Below are 16,135 nucleotides of genomic sequence, written 5' to 3'. Positions count from 1 at the left end.
CGGTCCACCATGGACCGCCGTCAGGGCCCGCATTCACGCAAGGGCCCGTTGTAGCGGGAGGAGCCGCGCCCCATGGACCCCACCGCTTACTACTACATGCCCCTGTTCAAGCCCGGCGCGTTTGTGCAATGGAACCACCAGCGCGAAACCGTGAGCCATGTGGTGGTGCGCCGCAACTCTCTCATGGTGTATCTGGTGGGGCACGAATCCCCCGTTCACCCTGAAGCGCTGCACCTGGCACCCACCGCCTTCCGGCTCACGCGCGCGCCAGACCGTTTGTGAGCGCGGCGCTCCGGCCGAAGGGCTACTGGGCTGATGGGCTGATGGGCTGAAGGTCAGCCGCCAGTGCACTGCGCCATCGCCTCGCCCAGCTGGATGGGGCGCGTGGGCGACCACTGCGGGTTGAACTGCAGCGGCCCCTGTGGGAACAGCATCACCACGGTGGAGCCGAGCAAGAAGCGGCCCATTTCCTCACCTTGCTGCAGGCTCACCTGGCCCTTGGCGTAGTCCCACTGCCGCAGCGTGCCGGTGCGCGGCGGGTTCACCTGCCCATGCCACACGGTGGCCATGCTGCCCACGATGGTGGCGCCCACGAGTACCAGCACGAACGGACCCTGGGCCGATTCAAAAAAGCACACCACGCGCTCATTGCGCGCGAACAGGCCGGGCACGCCGCGTGCCGTGGTGGGATTCACCGAGAACAGGTCGCCCGGCACATGCACCATGCGCGTGAGCTCGCCCGCGCAAGGCATGTGGATGCGGTGGTAGTCGCGCGGGCTCAGGTACAGCGTGGCGAAGTGGCCGTTGTCAAAACGGGCTGCGGCGGCCGCATCGCCACCCACCAGGGCGGTGGTGGAGTAGGTGTGCCCCTTGGCCTGGAAAACCTGGTCCTTGGAGATGGGGCCAAACTGGCTGATCGCACCGTCCACAGGGCAGATCAGGTCGGCTGAGGCCAGCGGGCGGGCGCCGGACTTGAGCGCCCGCGTGAAGAAGTCATTGAACGACGTGTAGCTGGCAATGTCGGGGTTGGCCGCCTCGGCCATGTTGACGTTGTAGCGACCCACGAACCAGCGGATCACCGAGGTGGTTAGGCCGCCCAGCCGGGCCGAGGCGAACTTGCCCGCCAGGGTGGTCAGTGCGCGTTTGGGAAGAGCGTATTGGGGCAGTACGGCGAGGCGATCGGACAAAACGTTCTTCCTGAGTCGATAGAGCGAATGATTCTAACGACGGGGGTGCTGCTGGCGACCCGGGTTATCAAGGGTGCGTGTGCATGCGGTGGATGGAGTCTGGCACTTCTGGTAGTCAGGTGATAAATTTGAAATTATTATCAAATTTATTGATTTTTCCGTTTCAAACAATTACATTTGCTCCATCAAGGCACACCCGCACGAAAGTCGGGGTCGCAAAGCCACCGGTCTAACCCCTTTTGAATGGGCATGGCAGCGGGGTTGCCACGGTTCTCCAGGGTGTTTGCTTGGGGGGTGCTTCAGGGCGCGTCGGCAATCCTCACAGGTGTTTGCATCCCAGCTTTCTTCGGTGTGTGCGGTGTGATTCCCGCATGTCATGGAGAACAGAATGCCAACGCAGACCCGCCGTCACCTTTTCACTCGCAAGCCCCAGCATGCTCGCTGGGCGTTGCTCTCTGTCGTTCCGTTGGTTGTCTTGGGGTGCGGCGGATCTGCCGACACGGAAGGACTTAGCGACGTGGCCTCCACCACCACCACGCTGCAAGTGTCTGCCGAGATGTTGCCGCCAGAGGTGGAGAGCTTGGGGGCGCAGCCCACGTTCCACATCGCGCCTGTGGTGCTGGAGGCTCCTGACGACATGGACGTGGAGGATGCCAACCAGTCCGCGCGGAGTACGCCCAAGTCGCAGCCGGTGCCGGAGATGTTCAAGGCATTGTCCACCCGCCGTCTCACACCCTCCAACCTGGAGGAGGTGAAGCAGAAGTCGGCGAATATGACCTGGACGGCGCCCAAGGATGCGCTGGCAGCGCCTCTCGCAGGTACCGGTGTGGTCACCACCTATTCGGTCGCTCAGGTACGCGCGGCCTACGGCTTCGGCGCGTTGCCCGCTGTAGGCTCCAAGCCGTCCGGAGCCCAAGCCGCTCAACTGGGGGCAGGGCAGACGGTGTATGTCATTGGAGCGAAGCACAACCTCAACGTGGCAGCCGAACTGGCAGCTTTTAATCAGAAGTTCGGGTTGCCCACCTGTGCTGCCAAGGTGTTGCCTGTAACCACTGGGCTGCCCCTGGCCGCCGCCTCCCCTGCAGCGGGTTGCGAATTGTGGGTGGCTTACAGCACAGCATCCGGCGGCATTTCTGGCGTGGCGCCCGCATACGACGCCGGGTGGGCGACGGAAATCGCGTTGGACGTTCAGTGGGTGCATGCGATTGCGCCGCTGGCACGTATCGTTCTTGTGGAGGCGCCCGACGCATCGGTGAACAGCTTGCTGGGCGCCGTACGGCTGGCCAACACCATGGGGCCGGGAGTGGTGTCCATGAGCTTCGGGGCGCAGGAAGGTGCATGGACAGCCTCTGTGGACTCTGCTTTTACTGCCGCGGGCATGACCTATCTGGCGGCGACCGGCGATTCTGGCGCAGGGGTGAACTGGCCTTCAGTTTCTTCCAATGTCATCGCGGTGGGCGGCACAACCCTGACCTATTCCGGCAGCGGGGCGCGCAGTGAGGTGAGCTGGTCGGGCACGGGTGGTGGTACCAGCGGCTTCATCGCCGTGCCGGCGTACCAGAAGTCGTCTGTGCCGGGTACTGGCTCGCTGGTGCGTCGCACGGTGGCTGATGTGGCCATGAATGCCGACCCTGCCACCGGGCAGTACGTGGCGGTGATGCAGCCAGGAAGCAGTGCTGTGCAATGGATCAGTGCAGGCGGTACCAGCCTGGCAGCACCCATGTGGGCCGGACTTGTAGCAGTCGCCAACGCAGGCAGGCAGCAAGCTGCGCGACCAGTGATGGGCGGTGGGCACGCGTTGCTCTATGGGCAGATTGGCGCAGTGGCATCGAACTATGCGAGCAGTTTTTCCGACATTCGCCTGGGCAGCCACGGCGTCTGCGGTACTTGCTCGGCCGGGCCTGGGTATGACCAGTTGACAGGCCTGGGTACTCCCAATGCCGGCGCGCTGGTGGGCTTGCTGGCTGGCGCTGCAGCACCTGCGCCAGCGCCGGTGGTCACATCGGCCAGTATCAGCGGCATCGTAGGTGCGGCACTGACCTTCACTGTGTCCGTCAACGCTCCCAACCCCGTGACTCTGAGCCTTGCCGGTGCGCCCACTGGCATGTCGATCAGTGCTGCCGGTGTGGTGTCGTGGCCGGCTCCTGTGGCAGGGGCCTACGCCGTCACCGTTGTGGCAAAGGACACCAAGACGGGGCTCACTGGGCAGGGGGTTTACAACATCAACGTGATCGCTCCGGTGGCCCCGACGATCGAAAGCGCGAGCATTGCAGGCCGCCCTGGTGTCGCCCTGTCTTTCAAGGCGAATGTCAGCGCTCTCAATCCGGTGGCGTATTCCCTTGCAGGGGCCCCATCGGCAATGGTTGTGGCTGCAGATGGCGTGGTGAGCTGGCCCAAACCGGTGGCTGGTACGTACAGCGTGACCTTGACGGCGAAGGACACCAAGACGGGCTTGTCGGGCAAGGGCGTCTTCACGGTCAAGATCGCCACGGCAGGGCCGGTGATCACGGCCTCAGCCATGGTGGGCTTAGCCGGTCAACCGCTGTCCGGCAGCATCAACATCACCTCGCCGGGCGCCACCTCGCTCTCCGTCTCCATCACCGGTGTGCCATTGGGCATGGGCTTTGTAGTGTCTGGAAGCACCATCACGGCCAACTGGCCCAAGCCGGTGGCTGGCAGCTATCAACTGGTGGTCACAGCCAAAGACTCGGCAGGTTTGTCCGCACAGCTGAATGTGCCGGTGACGATCAACCCGCGCTAGGAGGTCGAGCCGCTACGCGGCCACCGAGCTCCCGCTTTATCCCGGGCTGGCTGTAGCCGGTGCGTTCAAACCCCGAGGTACTGCTCCAGCAGCAGGGGCTGCGCATGCAGTGAGTCCGAGCTGCCGTCAAACACCACCTGGCCCTTGACCAGGATGATGTTGCGGTCGGTGATCTGCGTGACGTGCTTCCAGTTCTTGTCCACGATCACGCTGCTGATGCCGCTGTCCTTGATCAGGCTGCAGATGCGCCAGATCTCGCGTGCGATCAGCGGCGCCAGGCCCTCGGTGGCTTCATCGAGGATGAGCACGTCGGGGTTGGTCATCAGCGCGCGGCCGATGGTGAGCATCTGCTGTTCGCCACCGCTGAGCTGCTGGCCGCCGTGGCCCAGGCGCTCCTTCAGGCGCGGAAAGGTCTCCAGCACGCGCTCGTAGGTCCAGTCGCGCTGCCCACGTGTGCCGGCGCGGGCGGCCATCTGCAGGTTCTCGACCACGCTCAGGTTGCCGAAGATGCCCCGGCCCTCGGGCACGTAGGCAATGCCCAGCCGGGCCACTTCGTAGGGCGGCTTGCCGGTCATGTCGCGGCCGGCCACGGCCACGCTGCCCGAGCGAGGCTTGACCAGGCCCATCAGCGACTTGAGCAGGGTGCTCTTGCCCATGCCGTTGCGGCCCATGAGGCCGATGGTCTCGCCCCGGCCCACGGTGAAATCAATGCCGTGCAGGATGTGGCTGCTGCCGTAGAAGGTGTGGATGCCCTTGGCATCGATCCATGGAGTGGTCATCTCAGTGGTCCTCCCCCAGGTAGGCGGCCTGCACAGTGGCATCGGCGCGCACCTCGGGCGGTGTGCCATGCGCAATCACCTCGCCGTTGACCATCACCGTCAGGCGGTCGGCCAGCGCAAACACGGCATCCATGTCGTGCTCGACCAGCATCATGGCGTGGGCAGGCTTGAGTCGTTGCAGCAGCTCCACCATGCGTTCGGCCTCGGCCACGCCCATGCCGGCCAGGGGCTCGTCGAGCAGCAGCACCTGTGGCTCGGTGGCCAGGGTCATCGCAATTTCCAGCTGGCGCTGCTCGCCGTGGCTCATGGCTCCCGCGATGGCTGTGCGCCGGTCTTTGAGGCCTGACAGCTCGATAGCGCTTTCAAGACGTGCGCTGGTTGCTCTGTTTTTGATAGTGTCCGAGCGGGTGTCCTGGCACCAGCGCAACGGGTTCCAGGGCTGCTGCGCATCGCGCGATTGAGCCGCCAGGCGCACGTTTTCGTGCACGGTGAGAGGCAGGAAGATGTTGGTCTTCTGGTAGCTGCGGCCCAGGCCCTGGCGCGAAATGCGCTCGGGCGCCCAGCCGGTCACATTGGTGCCGCCCAGCAGCACCTGGCCTGAGGTGGGGGGCAGGTCGCCCGAGAGCAGGTTGGTCAGCGTGGACTTGCCCGCGCCGTTGGGGCCGATCACCGCGTGGATCTTGCCCCGCCACAGGTCCACCGAAACACCATTGACGGCGGCCAGGCCGCCAAAGCGTTTGGTGACCTTCTGTGCAGACAACAGGACTTCAGCCATGGTGCGATCCCTCCAAAGCCTTGGCTGCGCTCCGCTGCGCAAACATGCCCAGCAGCCCGCGCGGCGCGGCCACCACCACCAGCACGATGAAGCCTCCCATCAGAAGCTGCCAGTGTTTGCTGATGTCCTTGAAGACGTGCAGCAGGTACTCGAAGGCAAACGCACCCACGATGGCGCCTGCAAAGTTGCCCATGCCGCCCAGAATGACCATCATGATGGCGTGCGCGCTCATGTGAAAGCCCATGAGCTCAGGATTCACATAGCCGGTCTGCGCGCCCCACAGGTAACCCGCCAGGCCCGCCAGCGCCCCCGCGATGGTGAAGGCGGTGAGTTTGTAGCCCCGTGTGCCAAAGCCCGTGGCGCGCATGCGGTGCTCGTTGATTCGGATGCCCGCCAGCGCGCGGCCCAGCGGGCTCCACAGCAGGCGACGCAGCAGCACGTACACCAGCACTACCAGCGCCAGCGTGAAGTAGTAGAAGGTCTTGCGTCCCTCCAGATCGAACGGCAGCCAGCCGAAGAGCGACGCATCGGGCCGGAAGTTGATGTACAGCCCGTCCGATCCACCCAGCACCTTGTTGTCGAAGAACAGGTAGAAGACCATCTGCGCAAAAGCCATGGTGACCATGATGAAGTAGATGCCGTGGGTGCGCACCACAAAGAACCCGATCACCAGTGCCACCAGGCCGGACACAGCCACGGCCAGCGGCAGCGACCACCACAGGCTGACCGGCATGTCCGCCGGCGTGAGAAACGCGAGAGCGTAGCCCGCCACGCCAAAGTACGCCGCGTGGCCCAGTGATACCAGTCCGGTCACGCCCTGCAGCAGATCCAGGCTCATGGCAAAGATGGCCATGATCATCATGCGGGTGACCATCTGTACGTAAAAGTCGCTGCCCACCACAGGGAACAGCAGCAACGCAGCCAGCCCCAGTGCCAGGGCGAACTGCACGCTGCGCGGCAGCACTTCGATATTGGCGCGCGGGGTGCTCATGAGCGGCCGCCGGGCCGCCCCAAGGCAGCGAAGGCCCCCTTGGGGGGCAGCGAGATACACGAAGTGACGAGCGTGGGGGTAGTCATTGTTTAAACAGGCCTTCGGGTTTCCACAGCAGCACGGCCGCCATCAGCATATAGACCAGCATGCCCGCGGCCTGCGGCAGCAGCACCTTGCCAAACGTATCGACCAGGCCCACCAGCAGCGCCGCAATCAGCGCTCCCCGCACGGAGCCTATGCCACCAATCACCACCACCACAAAGCACATGATGAGGACCGACGAGCCCATGTTCGGGTACACGCTGGATACCGGTGCAGCCACCATGCCAGCAACCGCCGCCAGGCCTACACCCAGCGCGAAGACGATGGCATGGATGAGCTTGATGTTCACGCCCAGCGACTCGGCCATGTCGCGGTTGAAGGCGCCCGCGCGGATCTTCATGCCCAAACGCGTCTTGGAGATCAGCAGGTACAGCGCCACAGCCAGCGCGATGCACACGCCCGATATGAACAGCCGGTAGACCGGGTAGGAGAGGGTGTCGGTGAGCGGGATCGACCAGTCAAGCATTTGGGGGATGGGCACTCCGTGCACATCGTCGCCCCACAGGATGGAGCGCAGTTCTTCAAACATGTAGATCAGCCCGAAGGTCAGCAACACCTGGTCCAGGTGGTCGCGGTGGTAGAAGTGGCGAAAGAGCAGCCATTCAAGCGCCAGCCCAAAGACCACCGACAGCAGCGCGCCACCCACGATGGCCAACGCCAGGCTGCCGAAATGCCCTGAGAGTGAATACGCGAGGTAAGCACCCAGCATGTAAAAGCTGCCGTGCGCCAGGTTCACCACGCCCATGATTCCGAAGATCAGCGTGAGCCCGGCCGCCAACATGAACAGCAGCAGGCCGTATTGAACGCTGTTGAGCAGCTGGATCAGGAAGGTGGCGAAGTCCATGAATGTGGTGATGTTGGCGGCCTGCCGATGTGGCTGGCAGCCACTGGTGAAAGAGGCTTTGTGCGGGCGATGTACCCGTGGAGTTGGTAACTGGCGCGGCGCCATGGAGGGCAGCCGAGCAAGGGCCGCCTCGCAGCGAGGGCTGCGTCCCCCTGCCCGCTGCGCGCAACGCTGCGAGAACGGGGGGAAGGCGCGCAGCGCCTCAGGGGGGTGTTATCCCATCCTGCAACCGGCGCCGCTGTCGGCCAGCGCCTTGGCGGCTACGCCGATCACCTTGTTTTCCTTGTTCTCGACGCGGCGCAGGTAGATGTCCTGCACAGGGTTGTGCGACTTGCTCATCGTCCACTTGCCGCGTGGGCTGTCGATGACTGCGCTTTCCATCGCCTTGATGACGGCCGGTTTGGCAGAAAGGTCGCCCTTGACCGCGTTGGCGCCCTGCACCAGCAGCAGGCCGGTGTCGTAGCCTTGCACGGCATACACGTCGGGCTGACTGCGAAAGGCCTTGGCGTATTCCAAGCGGAACTGCTTGTTGCGCGGCGTGTCCAGCGAATCGCTGTAGTGCATGGTGGTGATGATGCCGTCGGCCGCGGGGCCGGCAGCGTCCAGCACGCCCTCGGTAAGGAAGCCCGAGCCGTACAGCGGAATCTTGTCCTTGAGGCCGGCCGCCGCATAGTCCTTGATGAACTTGGCCGCGCCGCCACCGGCGAAGAAGCAGGCCACGGCATCAGGCTTGAGGGCCGCGATCTCGGTCAGAAGCGCCTGGAATTCGACGTTGGGGAAGGGCAGGCCCAGCTCCTTGACGATGGTGCCGCCGGCCTTGGTGTAGCTTTCCTTGAAGCCCTCAAACGCCTCGTCACCAGCAGCGTACTTCCAGGTGATCCACACGGCCTTTTTGTGGCCCTTTTCGACCATGGCCTTGCCCAGTGCCAGCGTGGGCTGGGAGTTGCTGAACGAAGTGCGGAATACATTGGGCGCGCACAGCGCGCGGGTGGCGGCGTGCACGCCCGCGTTGGGGATGAGGTTGATCACACCGGTGTCGCGCGCCACCTTCTGGATGCCCATCTGCACGCCCGAGTGCACGGTGCCAATCAGCACATCGACCTTGTCGCGCTGGACCAGCTTGCTGGCGTTTTCCACGCCCTTGCTGGGCTCGGACTCGTCATCGACCTTGAACCACTCGATCTCGCGGCCGCCGAGCTTGCCTCCCTGCTGGTCGATGGCCAGGCGCACGCCGTTTTCGATGGCCACACCCAGTTGAGCAAAGGTGCCGGTGTAGGGCAACATGAACCCCACGCGCACCTTGCCGCTTTGAGCACGCACGATGGAGGGCAGCAGCAGGCCCGTGGATGCTGCGCCAACGAGGGCGGCACTGCGGCTGATGACGAGGCGGCGGGTGGTCATGGGGCTTGTCTCCTTTGTTTAGGCTTAAAGTAATTTACTGCAAGCGTTCGGTGGTGAATACCTATGGGTTACCCGTACCGGCGCTGGCGTGCGGTTCCGCGTGCATGGGTCGTTGCTTCCATGCCTTCTTTGTCTTCGCTGCTTGAAGCTCGCCGGATCCAGGCGACATGGCTGCGAACGTTGATGGCTACCGCAGCCAGGGGGTAAATTTGAAACATGAATTAAAATGCATGTATTGAATTTTTGTGCAGTATAGATCGTGTTTTTTGGATTCGGGTGGCCGATTTGAGCCTGCGTTGTAGGTAGTTTCCAGCAGGGAGGCGGCAGCGGCACCGACCGGTGCCAGGTGTTCCATCGAACCAATGACCTCCCGCGCTCCTGCAGCGTGGCTCTGCCTGCACAATCGCGGGCTGATCATCGGACCCGTCGCATATGGAAGGACGTCTTGCCGGGGTGATAGCGTGTTGACTGCACGGCGCCCGCCACCATCCAGTCTGCGCCGAGTTGATGCAGCTTGCGGTTGCATCCGCATTTTTATTCTGTATGCCTCCTTCTTCCCCCTCCGACCTTTCTCCTTCTGTACCGTCCCGGCCGCCATTGGCGGCGCGCCTGGCCGAATGGCTGCGGCATTTCTGGCCCGCCCCGCTGGGTATTGATGGCAAAGAGCGCCTGCGCTTTGTGGTGGGCGCGGTGATCGGTGTGCTGCTCACGGCATGGCTCAGCCGCTGGTGGGCCCAGGGGAATGGCACTGGACCGTGGATGGTGGCTTCTCTGGGTGCCAGTGCCGTACTGGTGTTTGGCATGCCCTCCAGCCCGCTGGCGCAGCCCTGGCCTGTGTTGGGTGGCAGCACCTTGTCAGCGCTGGTGGGGGCGGTCTGCTCTGCGTTGATTCCGGACAAGGCCCTGGCGGGGGCGGTGGCAGTGGGGCTGGCCATCGCGCTCATGGTGCCATTGCGTTGTCTGCATCCTCCGGGTGGGGCCATGGCGTTGTACGTGGTGTTGACCTCTGGCGATGGGTGGCACCTTGCGGCGTTCCCGGTGTTGTTCAACGTCGTCCTCCTGTTGATCGCCGCCGTGGTCTACAACGGTTTGACAGGCCGTCGCTACCCGCATCCTCAGCGTGTCACGCCGCGGGCGGCAACAAGCCAGGGCGCTTTCACTGCGTCGGATGTCGATGCGGCGCTGGCCCACTACAACCAGGTGCTCGATGTGAGCCGTGCGGATTTAGAGGGGTTGTTGCACCTGGCGGGCCGTGCAGCTTTTCAGAGAACCCTGGGAGAGTTGCGCTGCGCGGACATCATGTCCAGTCCGCCTCACGCTGTGGAGGCCGGCGTGTCGCTGAAGGAGGCGTGGGCTCTGATGCGTTTGCAGCAAATCAAGGCGCTGCCGGTGGTGGATGCGCAGCGCCAGGTGATCGGTATCGTGACGGTGGCCGACTTCATGCGGCTAGCCAACCTGGACACCCATGAAGGGCTTGGGCAGCGGTTGCGCACACTGGTCATGGGGCGTGGTGGGCAACCCCAGGCAGTGGGCGAGATCATGTCCCACCCGGTCCAGGTGGCGCGCTCGGCCCAGCATACGATGGACCTTGTGCCGCTCTTTTCGCAGGGCGGACACCATCACATTCCCATCGTGGATGATGTAGATCACCTCGTTGGCATCATCACCCAGACCGACCTCGTGCGCACCCTGGCCTCGGCAGTGCAAGGCCGATAGCGGATGGTTTTCGAGGTTCTGGCTGGGAGCGCTGCGCCCGCACCACAGGGCAGACCGGGTGTCCCATAGGCAAAACACGGCTTGTCGCGGTACAATTGACAGGCTTTGCACAGCGCTGACGCCTGTTCATTGAAGCCGTCTCCCGGCCCTCTGCCTGATCTGCGCCCTGGGTGCAGCGACTCCCACCGCCCGCCATGCACCGTGTGTCGAGTTTCGACAACGCTGCAGCTGCCGTGGTGAATGCAATAAAACCGCTCAGGCGCCGACCACAGAACATTTGCTTTGAAGAGATAGAGAAACACATGGCCAAAGAAGAACTCATTGAAATGCAGGGCTCCGTCACGGAAGTCTTGCCCGACTCGCGATTTCGCGTCACGCTGGACAACGGCCACCAACTGATTGCCTACACCGGCGGCAAGATGCGCAAGCACCACATCCGTATCCTGGCTGGTGACAAAGTGTCCCTGGAGATGTCGCCTTACGACCTGACCAAGGGCCGCATCACGTTCCGCCACCTCGCCGGTCGCGGTCCTGGCCCTTCCTCCAGCCGCTGATCTTTCCGTTTTCGGTCCGTGGCAGACCGAGGCGGTTTTGTAGTTTTTTTCTGGTTCGTCTCTTGCCACGTCGCGTTCGCGCGACCGCTCCCCCCTGCGATCTCTTCGCCCTGCTACTTTCTAAAAAAAAGTCAAAAAAGCAGGCGATGAGCCAAAAACAGGAGAATTGGCGGGTTAGAATACGAGCTGTCGGAGCGTAGCGCAGCCTGGTAGCGCATCTGCTTTGGGAGCAGAGGGTCGCGAGTTCGAATCCCGCCGCTCCGACCAATGTTTGAAGGCCTTGCAGCAAATGCTGCAAGGCCTTTTTTCTTGCCAGCCTGGTGCCTTTCAACGCAGAGGCGATCGGGGTCTCGGTGGCGAGCGGAAATGGGCTATTCACCGCCTTCGTTTCCAGCAGGCTCGCGGAATCTACGTACCATTGTGGCCATCGCCGGTTGGCTCCCATTCGCACCGCCCCTGCCGTTTACCGCGCACTGTGCTTGCTGGTATGTCCATGACCTTCTCTGTGCTCTCTAAAGCCGCTGCCGTACCGTTGCCCCAGTCCGAAGCGCTTGCCCTGCCTGCAGTGCAGCGATACGACGCGGTCGATGCTCTGAGGGGAGTCGCCATGGTGTGGATGACGGTGTTCCACTTCTGTTTTGATCTGAGCCACTTCGGCTTGTGGTCACAGAACTTTCGTGTGGATCCGTTCTGGACCACGCAGCGCACCTTCATCGTGAGTCTTTTCCTGTTTTGCGCGGGACTGGGCCAGGCCATTGCGTTGCATCAGGGGCAGGGCTGGCACCGGTTTGGGCGCCGCTGGGTGCAGATCGCCGGGTGTGCGCTGCTGGTGTCCGCGGGGTCGTTTGTGATGTTTCCGGCCAGCTTCATCTATTTCGGTGTGCTGCATGGCATGGCGGTGATGTTGCTCATTGCGCGCTGTACGGCAGGGTGGGGGCGCTGGCTGTGGCTGGCCGGACTGGTGGCGGTGGCCTTGCCGTGGGCTGCGCAGCAGCTTCTGGCGGGGCTATGGGCCGATGCCGCACCCTGGTTCAATGGGCGAGCCCTGAATTGGCTGGGGTTGGTGTCCCGCAAACCGTTCACGGAAGACTATGTGCCCGTGTTGCCATGGTTGGGTGTGCTCTGGTGGGGGCTCGCTGCAGGTCAATGGGCCATGCGCGCGCGCAGGGGCTGGTTGCAATGGCCGCTACCCGTGGTGGTGCGGCCTCTGGCGACACTGGGGCGATGGAGCCTGAGCTATTACATGCTCCACCAACCGGTGATGATCGGCCTGCTGATGGCTGTGGTGTGGCTGATGGGGCGGACCTGAGCCTCGTCGAACTGTCTGGCCTTGCCAAACAGGCCGAGCCATAAAAAAACGCGACCGAGGTCGCGTTTTTTGTGGCCATGACGGCTGGGGGGCCGAGTGGCTTATTCCACCTTGGCCTTGGCGCGCAGGTCTTCCTGGAACTTGGCCAGCTTTTGCTGCTGCAGTTGCTGCGCCACTTGGGGCTTGACTTCTTCGAGCTTGGGCAGCTCTGCCTGGCGCACATCGTCCAGGCGGATGATGTGCCAGCCAAACTGGCTCTTCACGGGCGTTTCGGTCATCTTGCCCTTTTCGAGCTTGACCAGCGCTTCGGTGAACTCGCTCACGTAGCTCGATGGGTTGGCCCAGTCGAGGTCGCCGCCCTTGGCGCCGGAGCCTGGGTCCTTGGATTGCTTCTTGGCGATGTCTTCAAACTTGGCGCCCTTCTTGATGGACGCGATGATGGCCTTGGCGTCGGCTTCCTTTTCCACCAGGATGTGGCGGGCCTTGTATTCCTTGCCGCTGTTGGCTGCCACGAACTTGTCGTATTCGGCCTGGATTTCAGCGTCGGTGACGGGGTTCGTCTTCTGGAAGTCGGCGAACAGTTCGCGGATCAGGATGGCCTGGCGTGCCAGGTCCAGCTGGGCCTTGTAGTCTGCCGAGGTTTCCAGGCCGCGCTTTTGAGCTTCCTGCATGAAGATTTCACGGGCAATGACTTCTTCCTTGATCTGGCCTTCGATGTCGGGCGTCACGGGGCGGCCCGAGCGTTCGACCTGCTGCTTGAGCGCTTCGACGCGCTCCTTGGGAACTGCCTTGCCGTTAACAATGGCGACATTCTGGGCGGAAACGGGCAGGGCCAACGTGCCCAGCACGGCAGCGGCAACGAGGCCGGACAGGAGCTGTTTCTTCATGCGGAATCCAAAAAATGAGGGGTTGTTTGCCGACTGAAATCCGGCAGATGTTGACTTGAGGCCGGCTCAGAGAACTTCAATGGCGAGGGCGTGAACGCCTTGGTCAATAAATTCTTGCAGCGCATCATACACAAGGCGGTGTTGGGCCACGCGGGAGCGTCCTGTAAAGAAAGGTGACGAAATTCGCACCCGAAAATGGGTGCCGAATCCCGTGCCGTTGGCACCCGCATGGCCTGCGTGGGCGGCACTTTCGTCCAGCACCTCCAGGTGGCTGGGGGTGAGGCGGTCGGCCAGTGTCTGGTGCATCTGGTCTGCGATGGAGTTCATGGGCTTCACACTCGTTCAGGTGGTGGGCTCGTCGCCCTTGAGGTGGGGCGCAATGTAGATACCCTGGGCCACCAGGAAGACCAGCGGAAACGCATAGCCCCACAACTTGAAGTCCACCCAGGCTTCGGTGCTGAAGTTCATCACCACGTACGCGTTGATGGCAGACATGAAGGCGCAGTAGATGATCCAGGCCACGTTCAGCCGCTGCCAGACGGCGTCGGGCAAGTCCAGCTGGCTGCCCAGCAGCATCTTGAGGAAATTCTTCTTGAGCGCCCAGAGCGCTACCGCCAGGGCCACCGACATAGCGCCATAGAGCACTGTGGGTTTCCATTTGATGAACCGGTCGTCCTGCAGCACCAGCGTGAGCGTGCCAAACAGCAGGATCAGCACCAGGGTGACCTTGTGCATGGTCTGCAGGCGCCGGTCGATGGCGTAGATGATGGCCATCTGCAAGGCCGTGGCCGCCATGAGCACGGCGGTGCCTACGTAGATGCCGTAGAACTTGTAGGCCCCGAAGAACAGCAGGATGGGAAAAAAGTCGATCAGAATTTTCATGGAGTCAGCAAGAAGTCCCGGGCTTCAGCGGTCGCCGGACTCGAAGTCCAGCGAAGCCGAGTTCATGCAATACCGCAACCCGGTGGGCGCTGGGCCATCTTCAAACACATGGCCCAGGTGCGCCCCGCATTGTGCACACACCGTTTCGGTGCGGACCATGCCATGGCTGCGGTCCACGATTTCGGTGATGGCCCCTGGAACTGCTTCCGAGAAGCTGGGCCAGCCGCAGCCCGCATCGAATTTGGTGACTGAGTCGAACAGCTTGGCGCCGCAGCAGACGCAGTGGTAGCTGCCGTCGGCCCAGTGGGCTTCGTACTTGCCAGTGAAAGGGCGCTCGGTGGCGGCATGGCGCGTGACCTGGAAGGCCACGGGTTCTGCGCCTTTTTCGCGCAGCACGGCTTGCCATTCGGCGTCAGTCTTCTGGATGGGATGGGTCATGATGAACAGCTGATCTCGATGGAAGACGCCCAGTCGGGCGGGAAGGCGGCGTAGGCGTCATGCCCCGGGTGCTCGTCAAACGGGCGCTCCAGCAGCCGCTGCAGGGTTTGGAGTTCACCGAAGTCGCCAAGTTTCGCCGCACGAATGGCCTGTTCGCCCAGGTGGTTGCGCAGCACGAACTTGGGATTGGTTTTGAGCATCAAATCGGCTTGATGCGCTACATCCATATGCCTTGAGTGCTCTGAATATAGTAGCATCCATTGGTCCAGGCCAGCACGGTCCGCAAACAGGTCGCGCACGGGCTCCATGTCTTGGGTGCCCACGGCCTGCGACAGGCGGCGCCAGAAGATGGGGTAGTCCACCCGGTTCTGGGCCAGCAGCAGCAAGATGCCGTCGATGAGAGCGCCATCGCCGTCGCTGGCCTCCCGCAGCCCCAGCTTGGCGCGCATGCGGGCCATGAAGGCCTCGGGGAAAACCGTCTTGTAAGACTCCAGGGCCTGCTTGGCCAGTTCCTGGTCGCCGATCAACGGCAGCAGCGCCTGTGCCAGGCAAAACAGGTTCCAGTACGCCACATTGGGCTGGCGGTTGTAGGCGTAACGGCCTTGCGAGTCGCTGTGGTTGCACACGTGGCCGGGCACAAACGCGTCGAGAAACTGGAACGGCCCGTAGTCAATCGTCAGGCCCAGGATGCTCATGTTGTCGGTGTTCATCACGCCATGGCAAAAGCCGACCGCCTGCCACTGCGCCATGAGGCGTGCGGTGCGCTCGCTCACGGCCTGCAGCAGGGCGGCGTACGGGTTGCCTGCCAGGTCGGTGCTGTCCCGGCATTCGGGGTAGTAGCGGTCAATGACGTAGTCGGCCAGCGTTTGCAGCGCGGCCTCCTGGCCGTTGGCAGCAAAGTGCTCGAAATGACCAAAACGCACAAAGCTGCGTGCCACGCGGGTGACGACGGCAGCGGTCTCGATTTCTTCGCGGCGGACGTGCGCGGGCGAGCCGGTGATGCACAGCGCGCGCGATGTCGGCACACCCAGTCCGTGCATGGCTTCGCTGCACAAAAACTCGCGGATGCTGGAGCGCAACACCGCACGGCCATCGCCCATGCGAGAGTAGGGCGTGCGGCCTGCACCCTTGAGCTGGACTTCCCACCCCGTAGCCGTCTCCCCGAGCATGATGGCGCGCCCATCGCCCAGCTGACCGGCCCAGACGCCAAACTGGTGTCCGCTGTACACGCTGGCCAGGGGGCGCGAGCCTGCCAGCAGGCGGTTGCCGGTGAAGGCCTGCAGGGCCTCATCGCTGCGCAAGGCGGCTTCATCCAGCCCTAGCAGTTGCGCTACGGCGGGGCTGGTGCCTACCCAATGGGGCGTGGGCAGAGGGGTGGGGCGCAGTTCGGTGAAAAAGTCGGTGCCCAGCGCGGCAAAGCGGTGGTCCCAGGCGAGGCCGAGGTCGGTGTGGGCGTCGCTGTCGGCAGTCAGGGTCATGGGCTGGATTGTCTCGCAGGCCGGATGCCCC

General features: G+C 63.2%; 16 protein-coding genes, 1 tRNA gene and 1 riboswitch. Of the genes, 6 read left to right on the top strand and 11 right to left on the bottom strand.

Translation table 11 applies throughout. The annotated features are described in order from the left end of the window. Positions 1-72: 72 nt before the first annotated feature. Positions 73-282, top strand: coding sequence for a hypothetical protein (locus AC07X4_RS01285; RefSeq protein ID WP_056063577.1), 210 nt, complete (start codon positions 73-75; stop codon positions 280-282). Positions 283-335: 53 nt separating this feature from the next. Here AC07X4_RS01285 and asd read toward each other — a convergent pair whose 3' ends face one another. Further along, positions 336-1,187 carry an archaetidylserine decarboxylase gene (gene asd, locus AC07X4_RS01280; protein WP_494738993.1) on the bottom strand — a complete coding sequence of 284 codons (852 nt, stop codon included), beginning with the start codon at positions 1,185-1,187 and terminating at the stop codon, positions 336-338. 179 nt (positions 1,188-1,366) lie between these two features. Next, positions 1,367-1,456: riboswitch (cyclic di-GMP riboswitch) on the top strand. Between the two features lie 248 nt (positions 1,457-1,704). Between asd and AC07X4_RS01275 the strand changes: the two genes are divergently transcribed. Beyond that, complete coding sequence (locus AC07X4_RS01275) at positions 1,705-3,948, top strand: S53 family peptidase (RefSeq protein WP_494738992.1); 2,244 nt, start codon at positions 1,705-1,707, stop codon at positions 3,946-3,948. A 65-nt stretch (positions 3,949-4,013) separates the two neighbouring features. Here the strand turns inward: AC07X4_RS01275 and AC07X4_RS01270 are convergent, their stop codons facing one another. The 5 genes from AC07X4_RS01270 to AC07X4_RS01250 all read right to left on the bottom strand — a co-directional run bounded on the left by AC07X4_RS01270 (position 4,014) and on the right by AC07X4_RS01250 (position 8,840). Then, positions 4,014-4,727 carry an ABC transporter ATP-binding protein gene (locus tag AC07X4_RS01270; protein WP_494738991.1) on the bottom strand — a complete coding sequence of 238 codons (714 nt, stop codon included), beginning with the start codon at positions 4,725-4,727 and terminating at the stop codon, positions 4,014-4,016. A gap of 1 nt (position 4,728) precedes the next feature. Further along, positions 4,729-5,502, bottom strand: a complete 774-nt coding sequence (locus AC07X4_RS01265; RefSeq protein WP_494738990.1) for an ABC transporter ATP-binding protein — start codon at positions 5,500-5,502, stop codon at positions 4,729-4,731. Continuing rightward, complete coding sequence (locus tag AC07X4_RS01260; RefSeq protein WP_494738989.1) at positions 5,495-6,493, bottom strand: branched-chain amino acid ABC transporter permease; 999 nt, start codon at positions 6,491-6,493, stop codon at positions 5,495-5,497. The genes AC07X4_RS01265 and AC07X4_RS01260 overlap by 8 nt, the downstream gene beginning before the upstream one ends. 82 nt (positions 6,494-6,575) lie before the next feature. Continuing rightward, entirely contained in the window at positions 6,576-7,439 is an 864-nt protein-coding gene (locus AC07X4_RS01255) for a branched-chain amino acid ABC transporter permease (protein WP_494738988.1), read from the bottom strand. A 213-nt stretch (positions 7,440-7,652) separates the two neighbouring features. Further along, positions 7,653-8,840: an ABC transporter substrate-binding protein gene (locus tag AC07X4_RS01250; protein WP_494738987.1), complete on the bottom strand. Its 1,188-nt coding sequence runs from the start codon at positions 8,838-8,840 to the stop codon at positions 7,653-7,655. A gap of 543 nt (positions 8,841-9,383) precedes the next feature. Here AC07X4_RS01250 and AC07X4_RS01245 point away from each other — a divergent pair. The 4 genes from AC07X4_RS01245 (at position 9,384) to AC07X4_RS01230 (ending at position 12,419) form a co-directional block, all read left to right on the top strand. Continuing rightward, positions 9,384-10,556, top strand: a complete 1,173-nt coding sequence (locus AC07X4_RS01245; protein WP_494738986.1) for an HPP family protein — start codon at positions 9,384-9,386, stop codon at positions 10,554-10,556. 302 nt (positions 10,557-10,858) lie between these two features. Then, a complete protein-coding gene (infA, locus tag AC07X4_RS01240) occupies positions 10,859-11,110 on the top strand; it encodes a translation initiation factor IF-1 (RefSeq protein WP_015014402.1) in 252 nt (83 codons plus the stop codon). Positions 11,111-11,300: 190 nt separating this feature from the next. Next, positions 11,301-11,377, top strand: a tRNA-Pro gene (locus tag AC07X4_RS01235). Positions 11,378-11,603: 226 nt separating this feature from the next. Beyond that, on the top strand, positions 11,604-12,419 hold the full coding sequence (locus AC07X4_RS01230; RefSeq protein WP_494738985.1) for a heparan-alpha-glucosaminide N-acetyltransferase: 816 nt from the start codon (positions 11,604-11,606) through the stop codon (positions 12,417-12,419). Between the two features lie 101 nt (positions 12,420-12,520). Here the strand turns inward: AC07X4_RS01230 and AC07X4_RS01225 are convergent, their stop codons facing one another. The 5 genes from AC07X4_RS01225 to AC07X4_RS01205 all read right to left on the bottom strand — a co-directional run bounded on the left by AC07X4_RS01225 (position 12,521) and on the right by AC07X4_RS01205 (position 16,104). Beyond that, positions 12,521-13,306: a peptidylprolyl isomerase gene (locus tag AC07X4_RS01225; protein ID WP_056063551.1), complete on the bottom strand. Its 786-nt coding sequence runs from the start codon at positions 13,304-13,306 to the stop codon at positions 12,521-12,523. Between the two features lie 66 nt (positions 13,307-13,372). Next, positions 13,373-13,633, bottom strand: a complete 261-nt coding sequence (locus AC07X4_RS01220; protein WP_056746271.1) for a BolA family protein — start codon at positions 13,631-13,633, stop codon at positions 13,373-13,375. Between the two features lie 15 nt (positions 13,634-13,648). Then, complete coding sequence (locus AC07X4_RS01215) at positions 13,649-14,188, bottom strand: septation protein A (protein WP_056063543.1); 540 nt, start codon at positions 14,186-14,188, stop codon at positions 13,649-13,651. Positions 14,189-14,212: 24 nt separating this feature from the next. Then, a complete protein-coding gene (msrB, locus tag AC07X4_RS01210) occupies positions 14,213-14,626 on the bottom strand; it encodes a peptide-methionine (R)-S-oxide reductase MsrB (protein WP_494738984.1) in 414 nt (137 codons plus the stop codon). Further along, positions 14,623-16,104 carry a protein adenylyltransferase SelO gene (locus AC07X4_RS01205; protein ID WP_494738983.1) on the bottom strand — a complete coding sequence of 494 codons (1,482 nt, stop codon included), beginning with the start codon at positions 16,102-16,104 and terminating at the stop codon, positions 14,623-14,625. The genes msrB and AC07X4_RS01205 overlap by 4 nt, the downstream gene beginning before the upstream one ends. Positions 16,105-16,135: the final 31 nt, after the last annotated feature.

The organism is Acidovorax sp. GW460-11-11-14-LB4, from assembly GCF_059423685.1.
The sequence above is the reverse complement of the archived record's forward strand: the minus strand, read 5'-3'. Positions and strand labels throughout refer to the sequence as shown.

Bases quoted from the DNA above. Each gene is read 5' to 3' on its own strand.
- AC07X4_RS01285 (WP_056063577.1), top strand. From the start codon at position 73: ATGGACCCCACCGCTTACTACTACATGCCCCTGTTCAAGCCCGGCGCG.
- AC07X4_RS01270 (WP_494738991.1), bottom strand. From the start codon at position 4,727: ATGACCACTCCATGGATCGATGCCAAGGGCATCCACACCTTCTACGGC.
- AC07X4_RS01265 (WP_494738990.1), bottom strand. From the start codon at position 5,502: ATGGCTGAAGTCCTGTTGTCTGCACAGAAGGTCACCAAACGCTTTGGC.
- AC07X4_RS01260 (WP_494738989.1), bottom strand. From the start codon at position 6,493: ATGAGCACCCCGCGCGCCAATATCGAAGTGCTGCCGCGCAGCGTGCAG.
- AC07X4_RS01255 (WP_494738988.1), bottom strand. From the start codon at position 7,439: ATGGACTTCGCCACCTTCCTGATCCAGCTGCTCAACAGCGTTCAATAC.
- AC07X4_RS01250 (WP_494738987.1), bottom strand. From the start codon at position 8,840: ATGACCACCCGCCGCCTCGTCATCAGCCGCAGTGCCGCCCTCGTTGGC.
- AC07X4_RS01245 (WP_494738986.1), top strand. From the start codon at position 9,384: ATGCCTCCTTCTTCCCCCTCCGACCTTTCTCCTTCTGTACCGTCCCGG.
- infA (WP_015014402.1), top strand. From the start codon at position 10,859: ATGGCCAAAGAAGAACTCATTGAAATGCAGGGCTCCGTCACGGAAGTC.
- AC07X4_RS01230 (WP_494738985.1), top strand. From the start codon at position 11,604: ATGACCTTCTCTGTGCTCTCTAAAGCCGCTGCCGTACCGTTGCCCCAG.
- AC07X4_RS01225 (WP_056063551.1), bottom strand. From the start codon at position 13,306: ATGAAGAAACAGCTCCTGTCCGGCCTCGTTGCCGCTGCCGTGCTGGGC.
- AC07X4_RS01220 (WP_056746271.1), bottom strand. From the start codon at position 13,633: ATGAACTCCATCGCAGACCAGATGCACCAGACACTGGCCGACCGCCTC.
- AC07X4_RS01215 (WP_056063543.1), bottom strand. From the start codon at position 14,188: ATGAAAATTCTGATCGACTTTTTTCCCATCCTGCTGTTCTTCGGGGCC.
- msrB (WP_494738984.1), bottom strand. From the start codon at position 14,626: ATGACCCATCCCATCCAGAAGACTGACGCCGAATGGCAAGCCGTGCTG.
- AC07X4_RS01205 (WP_494738983.1), bottom strand. From the start codon at position 16,104: ATGACCCTGACTGCCGACAGCGACGCCCACACCGACCTCGGCCTCGCC.